Annotated in this window: 26 protein-coding genes; 19 read left to right on the forward strand and 7 right to left on the reverse strand. The window is 65.9% G+C overall.

Annotated elements, in window-relative coordinates; genetic code table 11:
- Positions 1-409 precede the first annotated feature (409 nt).
- Positions 410-1,240 (reverse strand): alpha/beta fold hydrolase, encoded by an 831-nt coding sequence (locus ACQR1H_RS30400; protein ID WP_434908633.1) that lies wholly within the window; start codon positions 1,238-1,240, stop codon positions 410-412.
- Positions 1,241-1,635: 395 nt separating this feature from the next.
- On the opposite strand from ACQR1H_RS30400, the gene parC reads away from it, so the two are divergent.
- The 5 genes from parC (at position 1,636) to ACQR1H_RS30425 (ending at position 7,192) form a co-directional block, all read left to right on the forward strand.
- The gene (parC, locus tag ACQR1H_RS30405) at positions 1,636-3,888 is read left to right on the forward strand and encodes a DNA topoisomerase IV subunit A (RefSeq protein ID WP_316217814.1); all 2,253 of its coding nucleotides are present in this window, start codon (positions 1,636-1,638) and stop codon (positions 3,886-3,888) included.
- An 83-nt stretch (positions 3,889-3,971) separates the two neighbouring features.
- Positions 3,972-4,934, forward strand: a complete 963-nt coding sequence (locus tag ACQR1H_RS30410) for a cation diffusion facilitator family transporter (protein WP_315805840.1) — start codon at positions 3,972-3,974, stop codon at positions 4,932-4,934.
- Positions 4,935-4,978: 44 nt separating this feature from the next.
- Entirely contained in the window at positions 4,979-5,383 is a 405-nt protein-coding gene (gene arsC, locus ACQR1H_RS30415; RefSeq protein ID WP_315805839.1) for an arsenate reductase (glutaredoxin), read from the forward strand.
- A gap of 37 nt (positions 5,384-5,420) precedes the next feature.
- Positions 5,421-6,695, forward strand: a complete 1,275-nt coding sequence (locus tag ACQR1H_RS30420) for an adenylate/guanylate cyclase domain-containing protein (RefSeq protein WP_316181550.1) — start codon at positions 5,421-5,423, stop codon at positions 6,693-6,695.
- Between the two features lie 62 nt (positions 6,696-6,757).
- Entirely contained in the window at positions 6,758-7,192 is a 435-nt protein-coding gene (locus ACQR1H_RS30425) for a universal stress protein (protein ID WP_315805837.1), read from the forward strand.
- On the opposite strand, the gene ACQR1H_RS30430 is transcribed toward ACQR1H_RS30425, so the two are convergent.
- Together ACQR1H_RS30430 and ACQR1H_RS30435 are read right to left on the reverse strand one after the other, a co-directional pair.
- Positions 7,189-8,412, reverse strand: a complete 1,224-nt coding sequence (locus ACQR1H_RS30430; RefSeq protein WP_316181548.1) for an MFS transporter — start codon at positions 8,410-8,412, stop codon at positions 7,189-7,191. The two genes, ACQR1H_RS30425 and ACQR1H_RS30430, sit on opposite strands and share 4 nt — an antisense overlap.
- Positions 8,413-8,514: 102 nt before the next feature.
- Positions 8,515-9,306: a class I SAM-dependent methyltransferase gene (locus tag ACQR1H_RS30435; protein WP_316237439.1), complete on the reverse strand. Its 792-nt coding sequence runs from the start codon at positions 9,304-9,306 to the stop codon at positions 8,515-8,517.
- Positions 9,307-9,506: 200 nt separating this feature from the next.
- Here ACQR1H_RS30435 and ACQR1H_RS30440 point away from each other — a divergent pair, with 200 nt between their 5' ends.
- Positions 9,507-10,889, forward strand: a complete 1,383-nt coding sequence (locus ACQR1H_RS30440) for an Nramp family divalent metal transporter (protein WP_316181545.1) — start codon at positions 9,507-9,509, stop codon at positions 10,887-10,889.
- Between the two features lie 82 nt (positions 10,890-10,971).
- On the opposite strand, the gene ACQR1H_RS30445 is transcribed toward ACQR1H_RS30440, so the two are convergent.
- The 3 genes from ACQR1H_RS30445 to hemB all read right to left on the reverse strand — a co-directional run bounded on the left by ACQR1H_RS30445 (position 10,972) and on the right by hemB (position 13,621).
- A complete protein-coding gene (locus ACQR1H_RS30445) occupies positions 10,972-11,748 on the reverse strand; it encodes an arginyltransferase (protein ID WP_315720511.1) in 777 nt (258 codons plus the stop codon).
- Positions 11,749-11,839: 91 nt separating this feature from the next.
- Positions 11,840-12,373 carry an RDD family protein gene (locus tag ACQR1H_RS30450; protein ID WP_434908634.1) on the reverse strand — a complete coding sequence of 178 codons (534 nt, stop codon included), beginning with the start codon at positions 12,371-12,373 and terminating at the stop codon, positions 11,840-11,842.
- A 186-nt stretch (positions 12,374-12,559) separates the two neighbouring features.
- On the reverse strand, positions 12,560-13,621 hold the full coding sequence (gene hemB, locus ACQR1H_RS30455; RefSeq protein ID WP_315805832.1) for a porphobilinogen synthase: 1,062 nt from the start codon (positions 13,619-13,621) through the stop codon (positions 12,560-12,562).
- Between the two features lie 221 nt (positions 13,622-13,842).
- Here hemB and ACQR1H_RS30460 point away from each other — a divergent pair, with 221 nt between their 5' ends.
- The 13 genes from ACQR1H_RS30460 to ACQR1H_RS30520 all read left to right on the forward strand — a co-directional run bounded on the left by ACQR1H_RS30460 (position 13,843) and on the right by ACQR1H_RS30520 (position 24,931).
- On the forward strand, positions 13,843-14,310 hold the full coding sequence (locus tag ACQR1H_RS30460) for a DUF6163 family protein (RefSeq protein ID WP_315711435.1): 468 nt from the start codon (positions 13,843-13,845) through the stop codon (positions 14,308-14,310).
- 360 nt (positions 14,311-14,670) lie between these two features.
- Positions 14,671-15,183: a transcriptional regulator LdtR gene (ldtR, locus tag ACQR1H_RS30465; protein WP_008962376.1), complete on the forward strand. Its 513-nt coding sequence runs from the start codon at positions 14,671-14,673 to the stop codon at positions 15,181-15,183.
- 213 nt (positions 15,184-15,396) lie between these two features.
- Positions 15,397-15,621, forward strand: coding sequence for a hypothetical protein (locus ACQR1H_RS30470; RefSeq protein ID WP_315805831.1), 225 nt, complete (start codon positions 15,397-15,399; stop codon positions 15,619-15,621).
- An 18-nt stretch (positions 15,622-15,639) separates the two neighbouring features.
- The gene (locus tag ACQR1H_RS30475; protein ID WP_006612770.1) at positions 15,640-15,861 is read left to right on the forward strand and encodes a hypothetical protein; all 222 of its coding nucleotides are present in this window, start codon (positions 15,640-15,642) and stop codon (positions 15,859-15,861) included.
- A gap of 180 nt (positions 15,862-16,041) precedes the next feature.
- Complete coding sequence (locus ACQR1H_RS30480; protein ID WP_434908635.1) at positions 16,042-16,446, forward strand: hypothetical protein; 405 nt, start codon at positions 16,042-16,044, stop codon at positions 16,444-16,446.
- 187 nt (positions 16,447-16,633) lie between these two features.
- A complete protein-coding gene (glyA, locus tag ACQR1H_RS30485; protein ID WP_316181541.1) occupies positions 16,634-17,938 on the forward strand; it encodes a serine hydroxymethyltransferase in 1,305 nt (434 codons plus the stop codon).
- Between the two features lie 14 nt (positions 17,939-17,952).
- Positions 17,953-18,438: a transcriptional regulator NrdR gene (gene nrdR, locus ACQR1H_RS30490; protein ID WP_011927287.1), complete on the forward strand. Its 486-nt coding sequence runs from the start codon at positions 17,953-17,955 to the stop codon at positions 18,436-18,438.
- On the forward strand, positions 18,435-19,586 hold the full coding sequence (gene ribD / locus ACQR1H_RS30495; protein ID WP_316217819.1) for a bifunctional diaminohydroxyphosphoribosylaminopyrimidine deaminase/5-amino-6-(5-phosphoribosylamino)uracil reductase RibD: 1,152 nt from the start codon (positions 18,435-18,437) through the stop codon (positions 19,584-19,586). The genes nrdR and ribD overlap by 4 nt, the downstream gene beginning before the upstream one ends.
- Positions 19,586-20,194 (forward strand): riboflavin synthase, encoded by a 609-nt coding sequence (locus ACQR1H_RS30500; protein ID WP_434887066.1) that lies wholly within the window; start codon positions 19,586-19,588, stop codon positions 20,192-20,194. The genes ribD and ACQR1H_RS30500 overlap by 1 nt, the downstream gene beginning before the upstream one ends.
- 182 nt (positions 20,195-20,376) lie before the next feature.
- A complete protein-coding gene (gene ribH, locus ACQR1H_RS30505) occupies positions 20,377-20,868 on the forward strand; it encodes a 6,7-dimethyl-8-ribityllumazine synthase (RefSeq protein WP_316181537.1) in 492 nt (163 codons plus the stop codon).
- 1 nt (position 20,869) lies between these two features.
- Entirely contained in the window at positions 20,870-21,379 is a 510-nt protein-coding gene (nusB, locus tag ACQR1H_RS30510; protein WP_434887067.1) for a transcription antitermination factor NusB, read from the forward strand.
- A 238-nt stretch (positions 21,380-21,617) separates the two neighbouring features.
- A complete protein-coding gene (thiL, locus tag ACQR1H_RS30515) occupies positions 21,618-22,610 on the forward strand; it encodes a thiamine-phosphate kinase (RefSeq protein ID WP_434890165.1) in 993 nt (330 codons plus the stop codon).
- Between the two features lie 200 nt (positions 22,611-22,810).
- A complete protein-coding gene (locus ACQR1H_RS30520; protein WP_316181531.1) occupies positions 22,811-24,931 on the forward strand; it encodes a sodium-translocating pyrophosphatase in 2,121 nt (706 codons plus the stop codon).
- 74 nt (positions 24,932-25,005) lie between these two features.
- On the opposite strand, the gene ACQR1H_RS30525 is transcribed toward ACQR1H_RS30520, so the two are convergent.
- Positions 25,006-26,088 carry a DUF2336 domain-containing protein gene (locus ACQR1H_RS30525; RefSeq protein WP_434908673.1) on the reverse strand — a complete coding sequence of 361 codons (1,083 nt, stop codon included), beginning with the start codon at positions 26,086-26,088 and terminating at the stop codon, positions 25,006-25,008.
- Positions 26,089-26,290 lie beyond the last annotated feature (202 nt).

Raw genomic sequence — 26,290 nt, forward strand, 5'->3', positions numbered from 1 at the left:
CGGACACCGGGGAGACTGCGTATAAATCGTAAGCCCATCGCGCAGGGAGGGCCGGGTCGTCCGGCTGACCTGTGGTACCTGCCGCCTGCATTTTTTTCGCAGGCGGGCCACGGGCCTCAGTCGAGGTCCGGCCTTCCCTGCGCCCTCTGATTGGAGAGGGTGATCGATGTGATAGCTCGGACGCTGATCGCGTCGCGAGAAGGTTTGACCATGTCTTCAGCAAAGGCATTGAAGCGATGGTGGACGAGGAGCTGCCACGCACTCGTCATGCCCGGGCTTGTCCCGGGCATCCACGTCGTTCGGCGTGCGCGGTGCAACGTGGATGGCCGGGACAAGCCCGGCCATGACGTGCAAGACGTGAGGTCTGTCGCCTCACCGGCCTCCGGCTGCTCATTCACCAGAGCGCGAGCTACCCCTTGATGAACGCCAGCAGGTCCGCATTGATCACGTCGGCATGCGTCGTCGCCATGCCGTGCGGGAAACCGGGATAGGTCTTCAAGGTCCCATGCTTCAGCAGCTTGATGCCGATGCGCGCGGAGTCGTCGATCGGGACGATCTGGTCGTCCTCGCCATGCATCAGCAGCACCGGCACGTCGATCGCCTTGAGATCCTCGGTGAAGTCGGTTTCCGAGAACGCCTTGATGCAATCATAGTGCGCCTTGGTGCCGCCCATCATGCCCTGGCGCCACCAGTTGCGGATGACGCCTTCGGAGATCTTGGCGCCGTCGCGGTTGAAGCCGTAGAACGGGCCGCTCGGAATATCGAGGAAGAATTGCGCGCGATTGGCGGCGAGCGCCGTGCGGAAGCCGTCGAACACCTCGATCGGCAGCCCGCCGGGGTTCTTGTCGGACTTGACCATGACCGGCGGCACCGCGCCGAGCAGGGCGGCCTTGGCGACGCGACCCTTGCCGTGCTTCGCCACGTAGCGCGCGACCTCGCCGCCGCCGGTGGAGTGGCCGACGTGAACCGCGTCCCTGAGGTCGAGCTTGGCGGCGAGCGCCGCAACGTCGGCCGCGTAGGTGTCCATCTCGTTGCCGGTCTCGGTCTGGCTCGAGCGGCCGTGGCCGCGGCGGTCATGCGCGATGACGCGAAAGCCCTTGTCGAGGAAGAACAGCATCTGCGCGTCCCAATCGTCGGACGACAATGGCCAGCCATGATGAAAGACGATGGGCCGGCCCGAGCCCCAATCCTTGTAGAAGATCTGCGTGCCGTCCGATGTCGTCACGAATCCTGAGCTCATGGGATGTCTGCCTTTCTCACTGGATGGAATCTGCCGCGTTCAAGGCGCGGCGTGATGGCGCTCCTCGTCGCGTCGATACGCAACCAAGGATGTCCGCTGCTACCTTAGCGACGGAGGGTGACGATCTCAGCAACACAGACTCGTGTGCGACATCGTTGCATCTCAACGGGACGCGCGATGGCTGCCCAATCCTGAGCGTAGCGGCATGCGTCGGCGGCGCATGACCTGCATGATTTGCGGGCTGCTTTGCGGTTCCGCGGCCGGACACCCGGTTTTTCCTCCTGGAACCGGGCAGGGCCGTCATTGCGCCCCGGCGCGTCATCGCATAAAGCGTGTTCCCAAATCGTTCAATTCAGCTCAAGCTCCTGGGCTAACCCACTGAAAGCTCAACGCTAATGGGAAAATCACTGATTCCGCCGGAGCCGGCGGAGATTCACGAGGTCGCGCTGCGCGAGGCGCTGGAGGAGCGCTATCTCGCCTACGCGCTCTCGACCATCATGCACCGGGCGCTGCCCGACGCGCGCGACGGCCTCAAGCCGGTGCACCGGCGCATCCTTTACGGCATGCGGCTGCTGCGGCTCGATCCGGGCACGGCGTTCAAGAAGTCCGCCAAGATCGTCGGCGACGTGATGGGCTCCTTCCATCCGCACGGCGACCAGGCGATCTACGACGCGATGGTCCGCCTCGCGCAGGATTTCTCATCGCGCTATCCGCTGGTCGACGGCCAGGGCAATTTCGGCAACATCGACGGCGATAATCCGGCGGCCTATCGCTACACCGAAGCGCGCATGACCGATGTCGCGCGGCTGCTGCTCGAAGGCATCGACGAGGACGGCGTCGAGTTCCGGCCGAACTATGACGGCCAGTCCAAGGAGCCGGTGGTGCTGCCCGGCGGCTTCCCGAACCTGCTCGCCAACGGCGCGCAGGGCATCGCCGTGGGCATGGCGACCTCGATCCCGCCGCACAACGCCGCCGAGCTGTGTGACGCCGCGCTGCATCTGATCGAGAAGCCCGACGCCAAGTCGCGCGCGCTGCTGCGCTGGGTGAAGGGCCCGGACTTCCCGACCGGCGGCACCGTGATCGATTCAAAGGAATCGATCATCGAGGCCTACACCACCGGCCGCGGCTCGTTCCGCGTCCGCGCCAAGTGGAAGCAGGAGGAGGGCAACCGCGGCACCTGGATCGTCGTCATCACCGAGATTCCCTATCTCGTGCAGAAGTCGCGCCTGGTCGAGAAGATCGCCGAGCTGCTCAACGAGAAGAAGCTGCCGCTGGTCGGCGACGTCCGCGACGAATCCGCCGAGGACGTGCGGCTCGTGATCGAGCCGAAGTCGAAGAACGTCGATCCGGCGCTGATGATGGAATCGCTGTTCCGGCTCACCGATCTCGAGAGCAAGATTCCGCTGAACCTCAACGTGCTGATCAAGGGCAAGATTCCGAAGGTGGTCGGGCTTGCCGAGTGCCTGCGCGAATGGCTCGATCATCTGCGCGACGTGCTGCTGCGGCGCTCGAACTACCGCAAGAAGCAGATCGAGAACCGGCTGGAGATTCTCGGCGGCTACCTGATCGCCTACCTCAACATCGACGAGGTGATCAGGATCATCCGCACCGAGGACGAGCCGAAGCCGGTCCTGATGAAGACCTTCAAGCTCACCGAGGTCCAGGCCGAGGCCATCCTCAACATGCGCCTGCGTAGCTTGCGCAAGCTCGAGGAAATGGAGATCCGTACCGAGGACAAGAACCTGCGCGGCGAGCTCAAGGGCATCAACGCGCTGCTCGGTTCCGAGCAGCTGCAATGGGCCAAGGTCGGCGAGCAGGTCAAGACCGTGCGCGACCTGTTCGGGCCGAAGACGCCGCTCGGCAAGCGCCGCACCAATTTCGCCGACGCGCCCGAGCATGATCTCGCCGCGATCGAGGAGGCCTTCATCGAGCGTGAGCCGGTCACGGTCGTCGTCTCCGACAAGGGCTGGGTGCGTACGCTGAAGGGCCACGTCGCCGATCTCTCGAACCTGCAGTTCAAGACCGACGACCAGCTCGGCCAATGGTTCTTCGCCGAGAACACCTCGAAGGTGCTGCTGTTCGCCACCAACGGCAAGTTCTACTCGCTCGACGTCGGCAAGCTGCCGGGCGGCCGCGGCCATGGCGAGCCTATCCGCATGTTCATCGACCTCGACCAGGACGCGTCCATCGTTTCGATGTTCGTCACCAAGGGCGAGCGCAAGTTCCTGGTGGCGGCGTCCGATGGCCAGGGTTTCGTGGTCAAGGAAGAGGACTGCGTCAGCAACACCCGCAAGGGCAAGCAGGTGCTGAACGTGACGGCGCCCGCGGAAGCGCGCGCGATCTGCACGGTCACCGGCGATCAGGTCGCGGTCATCGGCACCAACCACAAGATGGTGGTGTTCGGCCTCGACCAGGTCCCGGAGATGGCGCGCGGCCGCGGCGTCCGTCTGCAGAAGTACACCAGCGCGCAACTGTCCGACGTCACGACGTTCGAGCAGAAGCAGGGGCTGGCCTGGAAGGATTCCGCCGGCCGCGACCAGGGCCTGAGCTGGAAGGAATTGGCCGATTACCGCGGCAACCGCGCCGATGCCGGCCGCATCGCGCAGGGCCTGCCGAAGTCGAACAAGTTCAACCGGCCGATCGAGTAGCGACGTAATAGTATCCGTCCGGCGGCCGTCTATATCAGACAGCGGGCGATCGCGAGGTGCGCGATCGCCCGGAGACATGTTGGATGGCGCACTCGCATTCTCATCATCCCGACCATGATCATTCCCATGATCATGGCTCCCCGCACGCCCATGGCCACGCCGGCCACAGCCACGCGCCCGCCAGCTTCGGCACGGCGTTCGCGATCGGCGTGTCGCTCAACACGGCCTTCGTCATCGCCGAGCTCATCTTCGGCTATGCCGCGCATTCGCTGGCGCTGATCTCGGACGCCGTCCACAATCTCTCCGACGTGATGTCGCTGCTCCTGGCCTGGGGCGCGCTGTGGCTGTCGGGCCGGCGGCCGACCGACCGCCACACCTATGGCTATCGCCGCGCCTCGATCCTGGCCGCGCTGATCAATGCCGGCCTGCTGCTGCTCGTGGTCGGCGGCATCGCCGTCGAGGCCTTCGACCGCCTGCGCAATCCGGACGAGGTCGCCGGCACGACCGTGCTGTGGGTGGCTGCGCTCGGCATCGTCATCAACGGCGCCACCGCGATGCTGTTCATGCGTGGCCGCGACACCGACCTCAATATTCGCGGCGCCTACCTGCACATGGCCGCCGACGCCGCCGTGTCGTTCGGCGTGGTCATCGCGGCGCTGGTGACGATCTGGACCGGATGGCTGTGGGTCGACCCGGTGGTCAGCCTGATCATCGCGCTCGTGGTGCTCCTGAGCGGCTGGGATCTCGCCCGCGACAGCGTCAATCTGGCGCTCGACGCCGTGCCGCGCGACATCGCCCTGCCGGCGGTACGCGATTATCTCGCCTCCCTCGACGGCGTCAGCGAGGTGCACGACCTCCACGTCTGGGCGATGAGCACCAACGAGACCGCGTTGACGGCGCATCTGGTAAGGGCAGGCGGAACGGATGATGCCTTCCTGCATCGCGTCTGCGCTGAGCTGTCCCATCGCTTCAATATCCAGCATCCCACCCTGCAGATCGAGGCCGATGGCTGCGCCTGCAAGCTCGCTCCCGCCGACGTGGTGTGAGCAGTACGCGAATGTGCCCTCGGCACGCAACGACTGGACAGCCCATGCCCGTGACGATCTTCCACAATCCCGCCTGCGGCACGTCGCGCAACACGCTCGCAATGATCCGCGCCTCGGGTGAGGAGCCCGAGGTGATCGAATATCTGAAGACGCCGCCGAGCCGCGAGCAGCTGATCGCGCTGATCAACGCGATGGGCGTCAAGGTGCGCGACGTGCTGCGCGAAAAGGGAACGCCCTATGCCGAGCTTGGGCTGGGCGATCCCAAATGGACCGACGACCAGCTGATCGAGGCGATGCTCGCGCACCCCATCCTGATCAACCGGCCGATCGTGGTGACCAGCAAGGGCGCGCGGCTCTGCCGCCCGTCCGAACTTGTGCTCGACCTGCTCGATCATCCCGTCTCCTCCTTCACCAAGGAGGACGGCGAGGTGGTGAGCCGGCCTGGCTGAAGCTTTCCGGATCGTGACGCGTTGGTGAGTTGAAACCATGGATACGGCGACCCGTCTCGAAGTGGCGAACTGGCTCGTGGCTCAGAGCCTGACCGGCATGCCGGAAAACGAGATCCTGCGCGGCTTCTGCGAGCGCTGCCGCGCGGCCGGACTCGAATTGTCACGCAGCCTCGCGATCATCGACACGCTGCATCCGATCTTCGAGGGGCGTGGCTTCCGCTGGAACGATTTCGACACGAACGAGGCCGACAGCTTCGAATATGGCTCCAGCAATGAGGGAGAGGCGGCACAGAACTGGCGGCGCTCGGTCTTCCACCACATGCTGGAGAACGGCCATGACGAGTTCAGCATCGACTTCCTGAATTGTGCGCATCTCGATTTTCCGATCATCGAGGAGCTTACCGCACAGGGGCATCGGCACTATCTCGCCTTCGTGCACCGGTTCGGCGAAGCCGGCACGCTCGGCCAGATGGACTGCTTCTATTCGAACTGGCTGACGCGGCGTGACGGCGGCTTCACCGACACGCAGGTCGGCGCATTGCGCGACCTTGTCCCGCTGCTCGCGCTGACGATCAAATCCGCGCAGCAGGTCGACATCGTGCGAACCCTTGGCCGCGTCTATCTCGGCCGCGATGCGTCGGAGCAGGTGCTGCGCGGCCGCATCTCCCGCGGTGTCACCGAGCGCATCAATGCCGTGCTGTGGTTCTCCGACCTGCGCAGCTCGACCGCGATCAGCGAGAGCATCTCGCCGGACGAGATCATCCCGCTGCTCAACGACTATGCGGAGGCGTCGATCGACGCGATCTACGAGTCCGGTGGCGACGTGCTGAAGCTGATCGGCGATGGCGTGCTGGCGATCTTCACCGGCGGCGACATGGCCTCGGCCCGTCACGCCGCGCTGCGCGCCGAGCATCGCTTTCGGCTGAACATCCTGAAGCTGAACGCACGGCGCGCCGGCGAGGGACGGCCTGTCACCTCGGCCTATGTCGGCCTGCATGTCGGTGAGGTGTTCTACGGCAATATCGGCAGCGAGGACCGGCTCGACTTCACCGTCGTGGGACCGGCCGTCAACGAGGTCAGCCGCATCGCCTCGATGTGCCGCTCGGTCGATCGCGAACTGTTGGCATCCTCCGAATTCTGCGAGGGGCTCGACGGCGAAGGTCGGCGCTATCTGGTGTCGACCGGGCGCTACGCGCTGCGCGGCATCGGCCGCGCGCAGGATCTGTTCACGCTGGATCCGGACATTGCCGGCAGCGCCTCGGCCACGCGGGCCTACGAGAACTACCTGGCGGACGAGATGTCGCACCCTTGACCCACGTCAATGCCCAGCAGAAGCGAGTCTGCCCAGCATTCTCCGCCGGGAGATGAAAGCTCATGTACAAACATATTCTGCTGCCGACCGATGGCTCCGATCTGTCCAAGGCCGCGATCAAGCACGGCATCGCGCTCGCCAAGGCGACCGGCGCCAAGGTCACGGCGCTGGTGGTGTCGACGCCGCTGCATTCGCTGGTCGTCGATCCCCACGCTGCGACCAAGGCGCTCGCGCAATACAAGTCGTTGGTGGCCGATCAGACCGCGAAATATCTCGATCATGTGAAGGACGATGCCGAGCAGGCCGGCGTGGCCTGCGCCACGCTGTGCGTCGAGCACGACAAGCCCTATGAGGCGATCGTCGAGACCGCGCGCAAGCAGCATTGCGATCTGGTGCTGATGGCTTCGCACGGGCTGCGCGGCGTGTCGGCGATCCTGGGCAGCGAGACCTTGAAGGTGCTGACGCATTCGACCGTGCCGATCCTGGTCTATCGCTAGGCGGGCTGCGGCTCCGGCTGGCGCGCGATCGCAACGACCGGCGAGGCGAGGATGACGAGCGCCTGCAGGCCGAAGATGGCGGCGACGAGGTAGAGACAGATGTCGGCGCCGTAGCGGCCGCCGACGACCGCGCCGAGCAGCGAGCCCAGCGGACGGGCGCCGTAGCTCAGGATGTTGATGGCCGAGACCCGCCCGAGCAGGCCGGCCGGCGTCACCGACTGCCGCAGCGTCGTGGTCGAGATCACCCAGAGGATCGGCCCGGCGCCGAGCAGGAAGAAGCTGAGCGCGGCCAGGAGAGGCGAAGGGACGACCGTGGTGAGCGCCATCACCAGCGCTGCGGTGAAGCCGGTGACGGGGCCGAGCCCGATGACGGTGCCGAACGGCAGAAGCCGCATGATGCGCGTCGCCAGCAGCGCGCCGCACACCATGCCGATGCCGAACATCGACAACACCGTGCCGACGCCTCCCGCCGACAGGCCAAGCCGGTGCACGGCATAGGGCACGAACACCGCCAGCAGCAGGAAATGCGCCGTGTTGAAGATGAATTGGGTCACGAACACCGGCCGCAGCAACGGATGATGCAGCACGAAGGCGGCGCCTTCCCTGATGTCGGCGAGCGGATGGCGGCGCGGCACGGGCGCGCGAGCGGGCTCGGCGATGCCGGCCAGGCAGATGGCTGCGACCAGCGAGAGCGCCGCGGCGCAGCCGAAGGCGGGCGCGCCGCCGATCCAGCCGACCAGCACGCCGCCGAGCGCAGGCCCCGCCGCAAAGGCGATGGTGCGGGCAAGCTCGATGCGCGCATTGGCAGGCGCCAACTGGGCCGGGGCGACGAGGCTCGGCACCACGGCCGGCGCGGCGACGCTGAACACGACCGTGCCGCACACCGCTGCGAATCCGAGCGCCGCCAGCAGCGGCAGCGTGAGCACGCCGGCCGCCAAGGCGATGAGGATCGCGAGCAGCGCCAGCGCGCGAAGCGTCTCGGCCATGGCCATCAGCAGCCGTCTCGGCATCCGGTCGGCGAGCAGCCCCGCAGGGATCGCGAACAGCACGAAGGGCGCGGTCAGCGCCGTCTGCAGCAACCCGGTCTCGCCCTCGCCGACACCGAGCGCGAGCACCGCGACGATCGGTGCTGCGGCGAGCGCGATCTGCTCGGCCGATTGCGCGGTTAGGTTGGACCAGGCGAGGCGGTGGAAGGCGGCGGGCAGGGCGGAGGGAGACATGAACAGGAACCTGTTGTGATGATGCGGCCATCATCACTGCGCCGCCTCCTTGCGCCCACCCGCTTCCTGATCTCCTGCATCGCCCCTCGCGCGGCGGACGGCCTATGCCGCGGTCGGTGCCTCGGCCAATCCCCATTCCGGAGGCAGCGTGCGGAACGCCAGATGCGTGCCCGCATTCAGCGGCGCCGTCTTGAAGCCGAACCGGTGCCAGGCCAGCGCCAGCGCATGCTGGGTGTAGATCGAGATGTGGCCGTTGCGCGGCGCGACGTACCACCAGGACATGCCCTGGCTGTCGAAATCGTCCGGCTGGGTCAATGTGGAGTAGAACACCGCGCCGGGCTCGGCCACGCAGGCCGCCATGGCTCCGATCGTCGCCAGCGGATCGGGCACGTGCTCGAGGGTCTCGAAGCAGGTCACGAGATCGAACTTGCGATCGGGGCGGGTCGCGTGCTCGGCCACCATCGGATCATAGGTGACCGCTTCGGCAAAGCCTTGAGCGCGCAGGCCGGTGCAGAACAGGTCGTTGCCGCCGCCGAAGTCGAGCACCCGCATCCCGGCCTTGTGCGGCGCCCAGAAGCGGGCCACGGCCGCCGCATTGTCGGTTGGCCGCTTGATCCGATAGTCTGGATCCACGGCTTCGTAGCCGTCGTTGTAAATGTGGGTCTTGAACTGCTCGATGCCCCAGTCGTCGAAGGCGTCCGTAAACAGGAAGCCGCAATCCGAGCAGCGCCGGTAGTAGATCGGCACGCCGGCCAGCGGCGGGCGATGTGCATGGGCCGTCTGGCAGGGGCGGTTCATGTCGACCACGCCGTAGAGAGAGGCAGGACCGTCACAGATCTTGCAGGGCACGGGCACGTTCGTGACCGGTCGGAGACCGAGTTGGGGGGAGAGCATGTTGGATCCCGTCAGTGGGGCAGTGGCACCCGTCGCCGGCGGCACGCCGCCAGGGCCGCGCGCGAATCGGCAGCAACAGGCTCTCGCGATGATGAAGCGGTATCGGAGGATTTCCAGCCTCTCTGCGAGGCGCAGCCATAGGCGGGAGACGCACTTGCAAATAAGTTGCATTAAAGCTCGGTTTCGTCCAGGATGATGTCATGGACGCAAAATCGTCAGACCTTTCGCAACTGCACGCCATGGTTCCGCCGAGCGACCGCCTGATGAACGCAGGCTGGCGCGGCGAGCGCGGCGATCCGTCGCTCGGCGACATGTTCGCGACGGTACGAACCGCAACAAAAGGGTCGCTCTGGCGGAAGCTGCTGGCCTTTCTCGGACCCGGTTACCTTGTCGCCGTCGGCTATATGGACCCCGGCAATTGGGCGACGTCGCTCGCCGGCGGTTCCAAATTCGGCTACGTCCTGCTCTCGGTCGCGCTGCTGTCCAACCTGATGGCGATCGTGCTGCAGTCGCTGTGCACGCGGCTCGGCGTCGCCACCGGCCGCGACCTCGCCCAGGCCTGTCGCGACTCCACCCCGCGTTGGGTCTCGGTGCCGCTGTGGCTGTCGGCGGAGATCGCGATCACCGCCACCGATCTCGCCGAGGTGATCGGCACGGCGATCGGTCTCAGCCTGCTGTTCGGGCTGCCGCTGTCGATCGGCGTCTGCGTCACCGCGCTCGATGTCTTCCTGATCCTGGCGCTGCAGGCGTTCGGCTTTCGCTGGATCGAGGCCTTCGTGGTCGCGCTGCTCGGCATCATCGCGCTGTGCTTCGCGATCCAGATCGCGATGGCCGAGCCCGACTGGGCCGAGGTGGTGAAGGGCTTCGTGCCCAGCGGTCAGCTGATCGCCAATCCGGAGATGCTCTATCTGGCGCTCGGCATTCTCGGCGCGACCGTGATGCCGCACAATTTGTATCTCCATTCGGGCCTGGTCCAGACGCGCGGCTACGGCGACAGCCCGGAGGACAAGCGCGAGGCGATCACGCTTTCCACGATCGATTCCACCATCGCGCTGTGCCTGGCGCTGACGATCAACGCCTCGATCCTGATCCTGGCGGCGGCAACGTTCCACCGTACCGGACAGCGCGACGTGGCCGAGCTCGACCAGGCGCATTCCTTCCTGGCGCCGCTCCTGGGATCGACGCTGGCACCGACGCTGTTTGCAATCGCGCTGTTGTGTTGCGGCCTGAACTCGACGATCACCGCGACCCTGTCCGGCCAGATCGTGATGGAAGGCTTCCTCCACTGGCGGATCGCGCCCTGGCTGCGCCGGCTGATCACGCGCATGATCGCGATCGTGCCGGCGGTGGTGGTGACGATCTGGGCCGGCGAGAAGGCGACCGGGCAGCTCCTGATCCTCAGTCAGGTCGTGCTCAGCCTGCAACTGCCGTTCGCCATCGTGCCGCTGGTGCTGCTCACCGCGAGCCGCGCCAAGATGGGGCAGTTCGTGGCGCCGCGCTGGCTGACGGCGATTGCGAGCCTGATCGCGGTGGTGATCATCGCGCTCAATGCCAAGCTGGTGTGGGATCTGGCGATAGGTTGATGGAGGCGAGTAGCGAATAGGGAGTAGCGAATAGCGGTCGTTCAAATCCCTATTCGCTACTCCCTATTCGCCATTCGCTTCTTCATTCCTGCGGCTCCGGCGCGGTGTCGCCCTCGGCATCCACGCGGAGCCATCCGGCCGCCGCGAGCCGCTGCTGCGGCAGATAGCGGCTCTTGTAGTCCATCTTTTTCGAGCCCTCGATCCAGTAGCCGAGATAGACGTAGGGCAGGCCCTGGCGCCGCGCCCGGGCGATGTGGTCGAGGATCATGAAGGTGCCGAGCGAGCGCGTGGTCTCCGACGGGTCGAAGAACGAGTACACCATCGACAGGCCGTCGCTGAGCACGTCCGTCAGCGCCACCGCGACCAGCTCGCCACCGCGGGCGTTCGGACCGTTGCTCAGATTGCGGCGGCGGTACTCGATGATTCGCGTCTCGACATGGCTGTCCTCGACCATCATTGCGTAATCGAGCACCGTCATGTCGGCCATGCCGCCATGGCGATGGCGCTGATCGAGATAGCCGCGGAAGATCGAATATTGCTCCGACGTCGGCACCGCGCTGCGCTGCTCGCCGACCAGATCGGAATTGCGCGCGAGCACCTTGCGGAAGTTGCGCGAGGGGCGGAATTCGTTGGCGATCACGCGGACGGACACGCAGGCGCGGCACTGGTCGCAGGCCGGCCGGTAGGCGATCGACTGGCTGCGGCGGAAGCCGCCATGGGTCAGGAGGTCGTTGAGATCGGTCGCCTTGTCGCCGACCAGATGCGTGAACACCTTGCGCTCCTGCCGGCCCGGCAGATACGGGCAGGGCGAGGGCGCGGTCAGGTAGAATTGCGGGGTGTCACGCGAATGCTGGGTCAAGGAACGTCGTGAGCCTCCGAGGCGATCATCAACAGAATTGCGCTCCGGAGGCGGCCGGTCAATCGCTTTTGCTGCGCCACCTGACGTCTCATCACGTGCGAGCCGGTTCAACCAGCTGCGAGCGCACCGACGTGTTGATCACGACGGTGCCGAGCACGAAGTCGTGCAGCAGCCGGCGGCGGCCGTTGAACAGTCCGATCAGCAGCACGAGCGGCGACAACACCGAGACCGAGATCCAGAAGCAGACCGCATGCACGGCACCGAGCACAAAGTAGCCCGGCGCGCCGTACCAGGTCCGGAGCTCCAGATCCATCACCCGCATGCCGATCGTCGCCGAGCTCGGGCCGCCGATCGTGGCGCCGTAGTAGACGATCGCCCAGATCACCGAGACCGGCGACACCAGCCAGAACAACGCCCAGCCGAGGCCCAGCGTGACCAGGCCGAACACGGCGATGAAGATCACCGCCAGGATCACCGGGACGGAGAGCACCAAGAGATCGATCAGGAATGCAATTATCCGCCGCGTCAGCACACCGCGAAACAATTCCGGCTGCTGATAGGGGTCGTAGGCGTGCGGCCGGGCACCGGCACCGCCATTGCTATCGCCTGAACCCATATACGCCATGAATCTGCCCTCCGGATTGGCTCAGAGGACATGGGAACCCCACTTCCGCTTGCAAGAGCCGTTCGTGCATGGGGCGCGGCAAATTTCCGGCGATTTCGCGATTTGCAAGCCCGCTTGTAAGCCGGCGCGCGCGCATAGTCGGCGCGCCCGGAAGACCGCCGCAGACCCAGATCCCGAGGCGCCCGCTCAGCGCTGCTGCCGCAGCCGCTCGGCAGCCTGCGGGGCGAAATAGGTGAGCACACCGTCGGCGCCGGCGCGCTTGAAGGCGAGCAGGCTCTCCATCATCGCCCGGTCGCCGTCGATCCAGCCATTGTTGGCGGCCGCCGCGATCATCGCGTATTCGCCCGACACCTGATAGGCGAAGGTCGGCATGCTGAAGGTGTCCTTCACGCGTCTGACGACGTCGAGATAGGGCATGCCCGGCTTCACCATCACCATGTCGGCGCCCTCGGCGATGTCGAGCTCGACCTCGCGCAACGCCTCGTCGGAGTTGGCGCTGTCCATCTGGTAGGTCCGCTTGTCGCCGGTGAGCGTCTTGGCCGAGCCGATCGCGTCGCGGAACGGGCCGTAGAAGGCGGAGGCATATTTGGCCGCATAGGCCATGATCTGCACGTCGAGGAAGCCGGCCTGATCCAGCGCTTGGCGGATCGCGCCGACCCGGCCGTCCATCATGTCCGACGGCGCGATGATGTCGCAACCGGCCTCGGCCTGCACGAGGGCCTGGCGCACCAGCACCGCGACCGTCTCGTCGTTGAGGATGCGGCCGTCCCGGATCAAGCCGTCATGGCCGTGGCTGGTGAACGGATCGAGCGCGACGTCGCAGAGCACGCCGATCTCCGGAAACTCCTTCTTGATCGCGCGCACCGCCTGGCAAACCAGATTGTCCGGGTTGCAGGCCTCGGAGCCGTGCTCGTCGCGCAGCGACGGCTCGGTGTAGGGGAACAGGGCGATGCAGGGGATGTCGAGCTTGGCGGCGCGTTCGGCATCGCGGACGATCTCGTCGACGCTGAGCCTTTCCACGCCCGGCATCGATGCGACCGTGCTGCGGGTCCGATCGCCCTGCACCACGAACAGGGGCCAGATCAGATCGTCCGTCGTGAGCACGTTCTCCCGCACCAGCCGACGCGCCCACTCGGCCTTGCGGTTGCGGCGGGGGCGGATGGTGAGATCGAGCGCCGGTGTCGGTGCAGTGGCCGGGTTGCGCGCGGTGTCGCGCAGGTCGATCGGGCGCCCGAATTTGATCGCCATGGGGTGCTGGCTCCTTGAGCTGGCCGGCGAGCCGGAGGATTTGATTTGTTGTAATTCCAACAATCTGTAGCACTTCGGCCGCCGCCCGTCACTTGACCTGACGCAAGCGGCCCGGTTGATTTCCGGCCCGGTTGATTTCACGGTGCCGGCCGGCCAAGAATCGCCATGCTCCTGGTCTTGAGAGGCCCCAATGACGACCTGCCTGTTCTGCTCGAGCTGCCATGGCTGAGATTCCCTCGGCGCGAGATCTGGCGCGTGACAACGCCGCCATGTCGATTGCCGCCATGTCCTCGGATCGGCGCGAGAGCGACGATAATGTCTGGACGCGGCGGCTGGTGCTGTTCCTGCGGGTCATGGCCATGCTCTCGATCGCCAAGGGCCTTTATCATTGGGCCCAGGTGACCGGCTTCATCGGCGGCGAGGACGACGCGTTCGAGAACCAGGCGATGGCCTGGCAGGCGGCGACGGTCTATTTCGCGGTGATCGAACTCGTCGCCGCGGTCGGCCTGTGGCTGGCGACGCCGTGGGGCGCGGTGGTGTGGCTCACCACGGTCGTGTCGATGGCGGTCATCGAGCTGATGTTCCCCGGCATCTATGGCGGCAATCTGCTGGTGGTCGCGGGCGAGGCGATCATGCTCGCCGCCTACCTCGTGCTGGCCTGGATGGCGGCCCGCGAGCGGCCACCGTAGGTGGTGAGGAAAATTCGTTGCACGCTGTAAATCCTCTCAGCGCGATGCAAGTAATGTTTCGAACACCTTAAGAGCGCCTGCCACAGCCGTTACACAGACCTTAGCGGTGGGAACTGCACCTGTTTTGGAATGTGACAGGGGGGTGAAACAGAGCGCGAACATTGCCCGTCGTCCGTCAACGGACCCTTGCAAAAGCCCCTGTAATCACTGGATTAAAAGAGGATTCACTCTCCGCGATTCATTCTCTCTTTATGCTCTTATTTAAGGCGATCTTCAAAGCACGCCCCTTAAGTTCGTTCTATCAGACGGGACAAAAGTTTCGTCGAATAAGTCGACAAAAACGACGACAGGGGAAGTGTCATGATGAAAGCCGTTGCGACGGCCGTGGAGACTGCTGCGCCGGGCCAGGGCGGCACCGTCCAGTCGCTCTATCTGGAAGCTCTGACGCTGGTGGAGCGGCTGCATCGCCGCCTGCTCGACGTCATCAAGGACGAGTTCGACCGCCGTGGTCGTTCCGACATCAATTCGGTCCAGGCGCTGCTGCTCTATAACATCGGCGACAAGGAGCTGACCGCGGGCGAGCTGCGCACGCGCGGCTACTATCTCGGCTCCAACGTCTCCTACAACCTGAAGAAGCTCGTCGAGCTCGGCTTCCTTGATCACCAGCGCTCGCGCGTCGATCGCCGCTCGGTCCGCATCCGCCTGACCCCCCAGGGCCAGGAGATCCGCCGCATCGTCGACTCGCTGTATCAGAAGCACGTCAAGACCGTGGAGCAGGTCGGCGGCATTTCGAGCGAGGAGTTCTCAACGCTCAACAAGTCGCTGCACCGCCTCGAGCGGTTCTGGACCGACCAGATCCTGTATCGTCTCTGAGCCGGCTTCATCGTTTCGGCTGATCCGGCCTCAGACATCGAGAGCCAAGACCGGACAGCCCTCGATCCTCTGAGTTCGACCTTGCGTCGGCCCCTGCTGGGCCGGCGCTTTTTTCTTTTGTCGTGGCTCACTTCGCTCGCTGTTGCGAAAAACATCCACTCCGAACTGGAACCAATATCGCCTCTCGGACTTGTCTCCCGCGGAGGTTGGGTGATGCTGCACGATTACGGAATGCAGGTCATGAACGTGGAGCTGGTGAGCGACGCCTATGCGATCGCGGCCAACTACCTGCGGCTGTCGGGGGCGATGACGGATACCATCACGCCGAACGAGCAGCTCGTCGACATGATCGTACAGCTGATTCACCGCGGAGAATTCAACAAGCTCAGACTCGCGAACAAGGCGATCTCGATGTTCGAGATGGCCTCTGCGGCCTGACCATCAAGAGGGGATGATATGGAAGCTGCCATCGATCGGATCATGCATACCTACGACCTGCTGGCAAACCGCACCGCGGCGGCCAGCGAGGAAGCGCGGCGCAAGGTCAGCGCCTACATCCAGACCTTGTTCGAAGCCGGCGAGCGTGACCCGCATCGTCTCACGGTGTGCGGCCTGACCTACCTGCGCCAGCTCGACGGCCGCGTCGATCCGGTGAAGGCCGGCTACACCGGCCTCTGATGTCATCGGCGCGCGATGGCTCGCGCGCTTGCCTCATGATACCGACAACCTGTATGAGACCGTCAGGTTTCATACAGGTTGTTTATTTTTGGGGGATCGATGCGTTTGGTGTCCCGAGTTATTGCCACGGTGGGACTCTTGGCCTTCGCGTGTGGAGAGCTGAGTCTGCCCACGAGGAGCATGGCTGAGACGGTCTGGCCCCAGAAGGGACCGAACAGTCGAGAATCTCTGGCCAGAGTTGGAGCCTGCGCGGAGACGACGATCACGAAAATTGCTGGTCGGTTCGATGAGCCGCTGTCGCCGACCCCGTTCAAGCTCGGCGAGAAGCTCGACGAGTATGGTGAGCCCATAATGGATCAGGGCGTCCACGTGCTGTACCAGAACGGCGCCGAGCAGATCGACTCGGCATGGAATGCCGCCGTCGCGCATTCCAAACTGGGCGATCCCGTGCGGCTCTGCACCGTCTGGAAGCCGAAGAAATGCCCGCCCGGCGATGACCGGGGACGAATCTACAAGGCGACCAATCTCCGGACCAAGAAAACCTGGCAGATGTCGGAAAGCTGGCACTCCTGCGGTGGCGCCTGAGCACGGGGGCTTGCTCCAGCGGCCGTCCACCATATCTGGCGCAAATATCCGGTTTGACCCGCAACCGCTTGGTCTGTCCCTTGGCCTGCCGCCGCCCGTATGGTAAGGGCAGGGGTCTTTTCCGACCGCCTTCACTGAACCGACCGCCGGCCGCCCAAGGCCTTGCGGACGTGGAGATATTCCGCCGATGACCGCTTCCAGCGCCAAGCCCGCCTCGTCAGTCGATTCCTTCTTCTCCGCCACCCTGGCCGAGGCCGATCCCGAGATCGCTGCCGCCATCAAGGGTGAACTCGGTCGGCAACGACACGAGATCGAGCTGATCGCTTCGGAGAACATCGTCAGCCGCGCGGTCCTGGAAGCCCAGGGCTCGGTGATGACCAACAAGTATGCCGAGGGCTACCCGGGCGCGCGCTATTATGGCGGCTGCGAATGGGTCGACGTCGCCGAGAACCTCGCGATCGACCGCGCCAAGAAGCTGTTCGGTGCCAATTTCGCCAACGTCCAGCCGAACTCGGGCAGCCAGATGAACCAGGCGGTGTTCCTGGCGCTGCTGCAGCCCGGCGACACCTTCATGGGCCTCGACCTCGCCGCCGGCGGCCATCTGACCCACGGTTCGCCGGTCAACATGTCCGGCAAGTGGTTCAAGGCCGCGCACTACACCGTGCGCCGCGACGACCACCTGATCGACATGGATGCGGTCGCCAGGCAGGCCGAGGAGGTCAAGCCGAAGCTGATCATCGCTGGCGGCAGCGCCTATTCGCGCCCGTGGGATTTCAAGCGCTTCCGCGAGATCGCCGACAGCGTCGGCGCCTATCTGCTGGTCGACATGGCGCACTTCGCCGGTCTCGTTGCGGGTGGCGTCCATGCCTCCCCGGTGCCCTACGCTCACGTCACCACGACCACCACGCACAAGTCGCTGCGCGGTCCGCGCGGCGGCCTCATCCTGTGGAACGACGAGCAGTTCACCAAGAAATTCAACTCGGCGATCTTCCCGGGCCTGCAGGGCGGCCCGCTGATGCACGTGATCGCGGCCAAGGCGGTGGCCTTTGCCGAGGCGCTGCGGCCCGAGTTCAAGGTCTACGCGAAGAACATCGTCGAGAACGCGAAGGCGCTGGCGGAATCGCTGCGCGCCCAGGGCTTCGACATCGTCTCCGGCGGCACCGACAACCATCTGATGCTGGTCGACCTCCGGCCGAAGAGCCTGAAGGGCAACGTCTCGGAGAAGGCGCTGGTCCGCGCCGGCATCACCTGCAACAAGAACGGCATTCCGTTCGACCCCGAGAAGCCGTTCGTCACCTCCGGCCTGCGACTCGGTACGCCGGCCGCGACCACCCGTGGCTTCGGCGTCGCTGAATTCCAGCAGGTCGGCAGCCTGATCGCCGAGGTGCTGAACGCGATCGCGCAGGCGCCGGACGGCAGCGCGCCGCTGGTGGAAGCTGCGGTCAAGGCGAAGGTGAAGGCGCTGACCGACCGGTTCCCGATCTATCAGTAAGGCTTGAAGCCACAATGCGCTGCCCGAGCTGCAACAGCCTCGATACGCAGGTGAAGGACTCCCGCCCCACCGAGGATTCCTCGGTGATCCGCCGGCGGCGGGTCTGCGTCACCTGCAACTTCCGCTTCACGACCTTCGAGCGGGTGCAGCTGCGCGAACTCACCGTCATCAAGCGCAATGGCCGCCGCGTGCCGTTCGATCGTGACAAGCTGATGCGCTCGGTGCAGATCTCGCTGCGCAAGCGCTCGGTCGATCCTGAAAGGGTCGAGAAGATGGTCTCGGCGATCGTGCGCGAGCTCGAGAGCGGCGGCGAGTCCGAGGTGTCCTCGGAGGCGATCGGCGAGATCGTGATGGAGCATCTGCGCGATCTCGACGACGTCGCTTATGTCCGCTTCGCCTCGGTGTACCGCAATTTCCGGGAGGCCAAGGACTTCGAGGCCGTGCTCGGCGAGCTCTCGGCCGAGGACGAGACGCCGCGGCTGGCGCCAGTCCGCAAATGATCTTCCGGGTCCTGGTCGATCAGGTCGGCGAGAAGCTGAAGGCGCAGAAGGACGCCGACCGCCGCTTCATGCAGCTCGCGCTGTCGCTCGGCCGTCGCGGGCAGGGGCGGACCTGGCCTAACCCGGCGGTCGGCGCCGTCGTGGTCAAGGACGGCGTCATCATCGGCCGCGGCTGGACCCAGCCCGGTGGACGCCCTCATGGCGAGCCCGAGGCCTTGAATCGCGCCGGCAAGGCCGCGAAGGGCGCCACACTCTATGTGACGCTGGAGCCATGCTCGCATTTCGGCAAGTCGCCGCCTTGCGTGGACGCCGTCATCGCAGCCGGAATCAGCCGCGTCGTGTCGGCGATCGAGGATCCCAATCCGGAGGTCGCAGGGCAGGGGCATGCCAAGCTCCGCGCTGCCGGCATCCAGGTTGAAGTCGGCCTCTGCTCGGCGGACGCCAAGCGCGATCATGCTGGCCATTTCCGGCGCATCCGCGATGGCCGGCCGCATGTGATCCTGAAGCTTGCGGTCTCGGCCGACGACAGGATTGCAGCCGCGGGCAACAAGCCGGTCGCGATCACCGGCGAGGCGGCGCGGACGCGCGTGCATATGTTGCGTGCCCAGAGTGACGCGATCCTGATCGGCGTGCGCACCGCGATCGCCGATGATCCGCTGCTGACCTGCCGGCTGCCCGGCATGGAGGCCCGCTCGCCGGTGCGCGTGGTGCTCGATCCGATGCTGCGGCTGCCCATGACCAGCCGTTTGGTGCAATCAGCGCGAACCACGCCGCTCTGGATGGTCGCGTCAGCGCTTGCCGAGCCCGCGGCGGCGACCAAGCTCGGTGCTGCCGGTGCCCAGGTGATCCGCGTGCCGCCGCAGGCCGAGCCCTCGGCGCTGGAGCCCCCCGCCGTGCTCAAGGCGCTGGCTGAGAAGGGCATCACCCGCCTGATGATCGAGGGCGGCAGCCGCGTCGCCTCATCCTTCATGGCGAGTGGCCTGGTCGATGAAATCTGGCTGCTGCGCGGTCCCGGCGAGATCGGGGCCGACGGCATCGCTGCGCTGGACGCATTGCCGCTGACCGCAATCACGCAGTCGCCGGCCTATCGCGTTCGTGCTAGCGAAACGCTCGATCCCGACACCCTTACGATTTATGAGCGCGCGTAATGTTTACCGGCATCGTCACCGACATCGGCGAGATCGCCAGCCTGACGCCGCGGACCGAGGGCAAGCTGCACCGGCTGCGCATTGCCTGCCATTATGACCAGGCCAGCATCGCCGATGGCGCATCCATCGCCAACAATGGCGTCTGCCTCACGGTCGTGCAGTCCGGCGTCACCGATGGGACGACCTGGTTCGAGGTCGACGCCGCCGCGGAGACGCTGGCACTGACCACGGCCAAGCACTGGCGCGTCGGCACAAAGCTGAACCTCGAGCGGGCTCTGAAGATCGGCGACGAGCTCGGTGGCCACATCGTCGCAGGCCATGTCGACGGCATCGCGACCATCGTCAGCCGCGACGACCTGCCGGATATGGCGCGGTTCGTGCTGAAGACAACGCGGGATCTGGCGCGCTTCATCGCCACCAAGGGCTCAGTCACCCTCGACGGCGTCTCGCTCACGGTCAACACCGTCGACGAACTGGCCTTCTCGGTGCTGATCATTCCGCATACGCTGTCGGTCACGACGCTGTCGTCCTGGCAGGCCGGCGGCGAGGTCAATCTCGAGGTCGACCTGATGGCGCGCTATGCCGCGCGCCTCACGGAAATGAAGTAGCCTCGAAGGGGGCTTTCCGTCTTGGCTTTGCGGGCGCCCGCGCCTACAAGGCCAGCCCTCGTGGCGAGGAGGCGCCGATGTGTCGTCTCGCGGCATGAGGCCGATTTCATCTCGCCCTTCGCGACGCGGCCGGATCGCCGCTCCCTTGGGGCGAGGCACCTGAAGACAATGGAAACAGAACCATGGCAGACGCACGGCGCGCGCCGCTCAAAGACCAGACCGACATCTCCGGCGCCCGGGCGCTGATCGTCGAGGCCCGCTTCTACGACGACCTCCAGGACGCCCTGCTGGAGGGCGCCACCGCCGAGCTGAAGGCGGCGGGCGTGGGCTATGATGTTCTCACCGTCACCGGCTCGTTGGAGATTCCGGCGACTATTGCCATTGCGCTCGATGCTGCCGCCAAGAACGGCAAGCCTTATGATGCGGCGATCGCGCTCGGCTGCGTCATCCGCGGCGACACCATCCATTTCGAGATCGTGTCGCAGGAGTCCTCGCGAGCCCTGATGGATCTGTCGGTGGCGCGCGGCCTGCCGCTCGGCAACGGCATCCTCACCGTCAACAACGAGGACCAGGCGTGGGCGCGCGCCCGCCTCTCCGAGATGAACAAGGGCGGTGATGCCGCCCGCGCCGCGCTTGCCGTGCTGCGCATCAAACGCCGTCTGGCGCGAGGCTGACATGGCCGAGAGCAGCAACAGACCGTTCAAGAGCCCGGTCCGTGCCGGCGACCGCAAGGCCAACCGCCGTGGCGCGGCGCGGCTCGCCGCCGTCCAGGCGCTCTACCAGATGGACATTGCTGGCGCCGGCATCAACGACGTGCTGGCCGAGTTCGAGAGCCATTGGCTCGGCAACGAGGTCGAGGGCGAGCAGTATCTGCCGGCGGAGGCTGCCTTCTTCCGCGACATCGTCTCCGGCGTGGTGCGCGACCAGACCAAGATCGATCCGGTGCTCGACGCGGCGCTGGAGCGCGGCTGGCCGCTGCAGCGGATCGAGGCGATCCTGCGCGCCGTGCTGCGCGCCGGCGCCTATGAGCTGGAGCGGCGCAAGGACGTGCCGGCCAAGGTCGTCGTGTCCGAATATGTCGACATCGCCCATGCCTTCGTCGAGCGCGACGAGACCGGCATGGTCAACGCCGTGCTGGAGCAACTCGCCCGGCAATACCGCGGCGACGAGATGGGGCCGAAGTAGCGATGGGGGGCGCCGGAGCACGATCGCTGCGAACCGGTGCGATGCCAGTGTCTTTCCTCGACTGTCATCACCCGCGAAAGCGGGTGATCCAGCATTCCAGAGACGAGCGCGGCGTACTGGATCGCCCGGTCCCGCCTTCGTCTATCGGCTCCGGCGCGGCGACGAATGCAAGGGCGCGCCGAAGCTTTAGCGAAGGCGGCAAGCCGGGCGATGACAGCGGAGAGCGGGGAGGGGGGCTGTGACCCAAAACCCCTCCGGCGAAGACTCCCTCATTGCCCGCTATTTCAAGCCGCTGGCGACCGACCCCGGCGCGTTCGGTCTCGTCGACGACGCTGCGATCATTCCCGCTGATGGGGACGACATCGTCGTCAAGACCGACGCCATCGTCGAAGGCGTCCATTATCTCGCCGACGATCCCCCCGACACCATCGCGCGCAAGGCGCTGCGGGTGAACCTGTCCGATCTCGCCGCCAAGGGCGCCGTGCCCGCTGGCTTCGTCCTGACGCTCGCGCTGCGCGAGAAGGACGACGCCTGGCTGACGCAGTTCGCGCGTGGCCTCGGCGAGGACGCCGCCGCGTTCGGCTGTCCGTTGCTCGGCGGCGACACCGTGTCGACGCCCGGTCCCGTGATGATCTCGATTGCGGCCTGGGGGCGGGTGCCCAGGGGCCGGATGGTGCATCGCTTCGGCGCGCGTCCCGGCGACCGGGTCATGGTCACCGGGACGATCGGTGATGCCGCGCTCGGTCTGCGCATGCTGACGGGCACAGCCGAGGCTACGGCGCTGGCCGACGATCCCGCCGCGCGGGATATGCTGATCGGTCGTTATCGCACGCCGCAGCCGCGCAATGCACTGGCGGCGGCCGTGAGAGACTGTGCGACCGCCTCGATGGACGTCTCTGATGGCCTCGCAGGCGACCTGACCAAGCTCTGCGCCGCCTCTTCCGTGAGCGCCGACATCGCGCTGTCCCACATTCCACGATCGCCGGCAGCGGCGAAGCTGCTTGCTGTCGGGGCCGCGCAGCTTGAAAGCATGATCTCGGGCGGCGACGATTACGAGATCCTCTGCACCGTTCCCGCGGCGCGATGCGCGGCTTTCCGCGCCACGGCCGAGACGGCGGGCGTGGCCGTCACCGACATCGGTGCCATCACCGAAGGCGCACATGCCCCGCGCTTCCTGGACGGGCAGGGCCGTCCCGTCACACTGACGCGTTTGTCCTTCAGCCACTTCTGACACCTATTTGCACCGCACAATGCGACCAAAGAAGCGTCTGAATTTGGAGCGGTTCAGGCGTCGCGGCGTTGCGTCATCATGGCGATTTTGGCAAGCTTCATATGTTCGAGGCGGTTCCGCCCGGAGCGGCCTGGCAGGGGGCGTGCGTCGCACCATCGCGGCGTGACGTAGTTAGAAAAGCAAAGAGCCGAGGAAACTAAATGTCAGCTTTATGGGTGATCGTGCTCTGCGGAGCGCTGTCGATCGTCTATGCGATCTGGGCCACTTCATCGGTCCTGGGTGCGGACGCCGGCAATGCGCGCATGCAGGAAATTGCGGCGGCCGTGCGTGAGGGCGCGCAGGCCTATCTCCGCCGCCAATATACGACGATCGGAATCGTCGGCGTCGTGATCTTCGTGCTCCTTGCGTATTTCCTCGGCATGCTCGTGGCGGTCGGCTTTGCGATCGGCGCGATCCTCTCCGGCGCCGCCGGCTTCATCGGCATGAACGTGTCGGTGCGCGCCAACGTCCGCACCGCACAGGCTGCGACCACCTCGCTCGCAGGCGGCCTCGAGCTCGCCTTCAAGGCCGGCGCCATCACCGGTCTGCTCGTCGCGGGTCTGGCGCTGCTCGGCGTCACGATCTACTTCGGCGTTCTCACCGGCTTCATGAAGCTCGCGCCCGACAGCCGCACCGTGATCGACGCGCTGGTCGCGCTCGGCTTCGGCGCATCGCTGATCTCGATCTTCGCCCGTCTCGGCGGCGGCATCTTCACCAAGGGCGCCGACGTCGGCGGTGACCTCGTCGGCAAGGTCGAAGCCGGCATTCCCGAGGACGATCCGCGCAACCCCGCGACCATCGCCGACAACGTCGGCGACAACGTCGGTGACTGCGCCGGCATGGCCGCCGACCTGTTCGAGACCTACGCGGTGACCGCGGTCGCTACCATGGTGCTGGCTGCGATCTTCTTCGCCAAGTCATCGCTGCTCGCCAACATGATGACCCTGCCGCTCGCCATCGGCGGCATCTGCATCATCACCTCGATCGCCGGCACCTTCTTCGTCAAGCTCGGCGCCAGCCAGTCGATCATGGGTGCGCTGTACAAGGGCCTGATCGCGACCGGCGTGCTCTCGCTCGCCGGCGTCGCGATTGCCATTGCGTGGCTGATCGGCTTCGGCAAGCTCGATGGCGTCGACTACACCGGCACCGCGCTGTTCGTCTGTGGTGTCGTCGGCCTCGTCGTGACCGGCCTGATCATCTGGATCACCGAATACTACACCGGCACCGACTTCCGCCCGGTGAAGTCGATCGCTTCGGCCTCGGTCACGGGTCACGGCACCAACGTGATCCAGGGCCTCGCGATCTCGATGGAATCGACCGCGCTGCCCGCGATCGTGATCATCGCCGGCATCCTGGTCACCTACAGCCTCGCCGGCCTGTTCGGCATCGCGATCGCGACCACGACGATGCTGGCGCTGGCCGGCATGATCGTCGCGCTCGACGCCTTCGGTCCAGTCACGGACAATGCCGGCGGCATTGCCGAAATGGCCGGCCTGCCGAAGGAGGTCCGCAAGTCGACCGACGCGCTCGACGCGGTCGGCAACACCACCAAGGCGGTCACCAAGGGCTACGCGATCGGCTCCGCCGGTCTCGGCGCGCTGGTGCTGTTTGCGGCCTATAACCAGGACCTGCAGTTCTTCATCGCCGACTCCGCGAAGCATCCTTACTTCGCCGGCATCAAGCCGGACTTCTCGCTGAACAACCCCTACGTCGTGGTTGGCCTGCTGTTCGGCGGCCTGCTGCCATATCTGTTCGGCGCGATGGGCATGACCGCGGTCGGCCGTGCCGCCGGCGCGATCGTCGAGGAGGTGCGCCGGCAGTTCCGCGAGAAGCCGGGCATCATGCAGGGCACCGACAAGCCGGACTACGGCAAGGCTGTCGACCTGCTGACCAAGGCGGCGATCAAGGAGATGATCATCCCCTCGCTGCTGCCGGTGCTGTCGCCGATCGTCGTCTACTTCCTGATCTACGCGATCGCGGGCGGCGGCGCGGCCGGTAAGTCGGCGGCGTTCTCCGCCGTCGGCGCCATGCTGCTCGGCGTCATCGTCACCGGCCTGTTCGTGGCGATCTCGATGACCTCGGGCGGCGGCGCCTGGGACAACGCCAAGAAGTACATCGAGGACGGCCACTTCGGCGGCAAGGGCTCGGATGCCCACAAGGCGGCGGTGACGGGTGACACCGTCGGCGACCCCTACAAGGACACGGCCGGCCCTGCCGTGAACCCGATGATCAAGATCACCAACATCGTGGCCCTGCTGCTGCTGGCGATCCTCGCGCACTGAGCGGAGCAATTGTCCTGACGAATAAAGACCCCGCGGCGTGAGCCGCGGGGTTTTTCATGAGACTGTGTTGTTTGCTACTCGGCTGCGCGCTGCCGCGTGCGATACGACTGCAACGTGCTCTGAGCGGTTCGCGGCTGCATCTGCGAGAAGCTCGCCAGATGCTGATCGAGCTGCGGGCGCGCGCTGCCGCTCGCGTTGGCCTGCATGAACAGTAGCGTCGTGGTCGTGACCCAGGACAGGTCCAGCGCCTTGGCGAGCACCAGGAGCTGGTCCGGCTGCTTGCGCACGAAGGCGCGCTCGACCACGTCGAGCGGCAGCTTGCACATCAGCGCCAGCGCCAGCGTGACCTTGTCGAAGCTGCCTTCCTTGGCGAAACCGTGCAGTTGCGCCTCGTGGAGCTGGCCGGTCGCGTGCAGCAGCTCGACATAGTCCTTGGCGGTGACGAAATCGGCCGAGCGCGTCCGCGCTGCCGCCTGCAGTTGGTCCGATGCCTGCGCAACGGCGCGTTCGACGATCTCGGCGCGCGCCGCGTCGGCGCTGGCGAGCTGGCTGCGCACCGCGTCGGAGGCTTCGACGAACAGCCGCACCAGCACCTCGCGCGGACTGTCGGGCCGGCTCCAGAGTTTCAAGGCGAGGTTGGGATCGTCGGACGCCTTCGTCACCAGGCCGTAGAAGCCGTGATCGGAAAAGCGCGCGCCGCCATTGTTGGCGGTGTTCGACACCACGGCCTGATTGCCGCGATCGACCAGAACATCGGTGACGGACTCGGTCAGGATCTTGCGGTCGGAGATCGCGAGCAGATGCTCCTGGCCCCGGGTCTGCGCGGTCGCGACCAGGGTCTCCTCGTCGAGCCGATCGCTCTGGCGCAGCACGGGACCTGCCACCGCGATCGTCTCGTCGCTCGCGAGCAGCCGGAGCAGGCGTAGCGGTGCGTCGGGCAGCCCCGCGAGCCGGCTGCCGAGCTGCGCCCGCGCCGCAATGGCGACGTTGTCGAGCAGCTTGAACAGCACGTGGTCGAACAGATCGACATGCTCTTCGTTGAACTTGCCCGAACCGAAGACGAACAGGTCGGTGACGCGCTCCAGAATCTCCGCGCGCCGCGAGACGTAGCGGCTGGCGAGAATGTCTTCGAGCTGGTGGAGGACGTCGTTGGGCAAGGCACGGCTCATGCGATGGACATCGCCGGCGCCTGCCCCTCGGACGGTGCTCGGACCGCATCCACGCGAAGGTGGTCGGCCAGGCATCCGCTTGACGGTATCTCAGGACCAGATCAAAGGCGCGCGGCCACCATCTATCGCACCATCCCGCTTAAGGTGCCGTTACACCACGAGCCGTGCTGCAATACTCCGCTGCGACGTG

Origin of the sequence: Bradyrhizobium sp. HKCCYLRH2015 (assembly GCF_051168215.1) — a bacterium.
Lineage (GTDB): Bacteria > Pseudomonadota > Alphaproteobacteria > Rhizobiales > Xanthobacteraceae > Bradyrhizobium.

Excerpts from the sequence above, each read along its gene's own strand:
- ACQR1H_RS30500 (WP_434887066.1), top strand. The coding sequence starts at position 19,586 with ATGTTTACCGGCATCGTCACCGACATCGGCGAGATCGCCAGCCTGACG.
- glyA (WP_316181541.1), top strand. The coding sequence starts at position 16,634 with ATGACCGCTTCCAGCGCCAAGCCCGCCTCGTCAGTCGATTCCTTCTTC.
- ribH (WP_316181537.1), top strand. The coding sequence starts at position 20,377 with ATGGCAGACGCACGGCGCGCGCCGCTCAAAGACCAGACCGACATCTCC.
- ACQR1H_RS30480 (WP_434908635.1), top strand. The coding sequence starts at position 16,042 with ATGGCTGAGACGGTCTGGCCCCAGAAGGGACCGAACAGTCGAGAATCT.
- ACQR1H_RS30440 (WP_316181545.1), top strand. The coding sequence starts at position 9,507 with ATGGACGCAAAATCGTCAGACCTTTCGCAACTGCACGCCATGGTTCCG.
- ACQR1H_RS30425 (WP_315805837.1), top strand. The coding sequence starts at position 6,758 with ATGTACAAACATATTCTGCTGCCGACCGATGGCTCCGATCTGTCCAAG.
- ACQR1H_RS30520 (WP_316181531.1), top strand. The coding sequence starts at position 22,811 with ATGTCAGCTTTATGGGTGATCGTGCTCTGCGGAGCGCTGTCGATCGTC.
- ACQR1H_RS30400 (WP_434908633.1), bottom strand. The coding sequence starts at position 1,240 with ATGAGCTCAGGATTCGTGACGACATCGGACGGCACGCAGATCTTCTAC.
- ACQR1H_RS30475 (WP_006612770.1), top strand. The coding sequence starts at position 15,640 with ATGGAAGCTGCCATCGATCGGATCATGCATACCTACGACCTGCTGGCA.
- ACQR1H_RS30450 (WP_434908634.1), bottom strand. The coding sequence starts at position 12,373 with ATGGCGTATATGGGTTCAGGCGATAGCAATGGCGGTGCCGGTGCCCGG.
- ACQR1H_RS30430 (WP_316181548.1), bottom strand. The coding sequence starts at position 8,412 with ATGTCTCCCTCCGCCCTGCCCGCCGCCTTCCACCGCCTCGCCTGGTCC.
- arsC (WP_315805839.1), top strand. The coding sequence starts at position 4,979 with ATGCCCGTGACGATCTTCCACAATCCCGCCTGCGGCACGTCGCGCAAC.
- nusB (WP_434887067.1), top strand. The coding sequence starts at position 20,870 with ATGGCCGAGAGCAGCAACAGACCGTTCAAGAGCCCGGTCCGTGCCGGC.
- ACQR1H_RS30470 (WP_315805831.1), top strand. The coding sequence starts at position 15,397 with ATGCTGCACGATTACGGAATGCAGGTCATGAACGTGGAGCTGGTGAGC.
- ribD (WP_316217819.1), top strand. The coding sequence starts at position 18,435 with ATGATCTTCCGGGTCCTGGTCGATCAGGTCGGCGAGAAGCTGAAGGCG.
- ACQR1H_RS30420 (WP_316181550.1), top strand. The coding sequence starts at position 5,421 with ATGGATACGGCGACCCGTCTCGAAGTGGCGAACTGGCTCGTGGCTCAG.
- parC (WP_316217814.1), top strand. The coding sequence starts at position 1,636 with ATGGGAAAATCACTGATTCCGCCGGAGCCGGCGGAGATTCACGAGGTC.
- ldtR (WP_008962376.1), top strand. The coding sequence starts at position 14,671 with ATGATGAAAGCCGTTGCGACGGCCGTGGAGACTGCTGCGCCGGGCCAG.
- ACQR1H_RS30410 (WP_315805840.1), top strand. The coding sequence starts at position 3,972 with ATGGCGCACTCGCATTCTCATCATCCCGACCATGATCATTCCCATGAT.
- ACQR1H_RS30435 (WP_316237439.1), bottom strand. The coding sequence starts at position 9,306 with ATGCTCTCCCCCCAACTCGGTCTCCGACCGGTCACGAACGTGCCCGTG.
- hemB (WP_315805832.1), bottom strand. The coding sequence starts at position 13,621 with ATGGCGATCAAATTCGGGCGCCCGATCGACCTGCGCGACACCGCGCGC.
- ACQR1H_RS30460 (WP_315711435.1), top strand. The coding sequence starts at position 13,843 with ATGGCTGAGATTCCCTCGGCGCGAGATCTGGCGCGTGACAACGCCGCC.
- nrdR (WP_011927287.1), top strand. The coding sequence starts at position 17,953 with ATGCGCTGCCCGAGCTGCAACAGCCTCGATACGCAGGTGAAGGACTCC.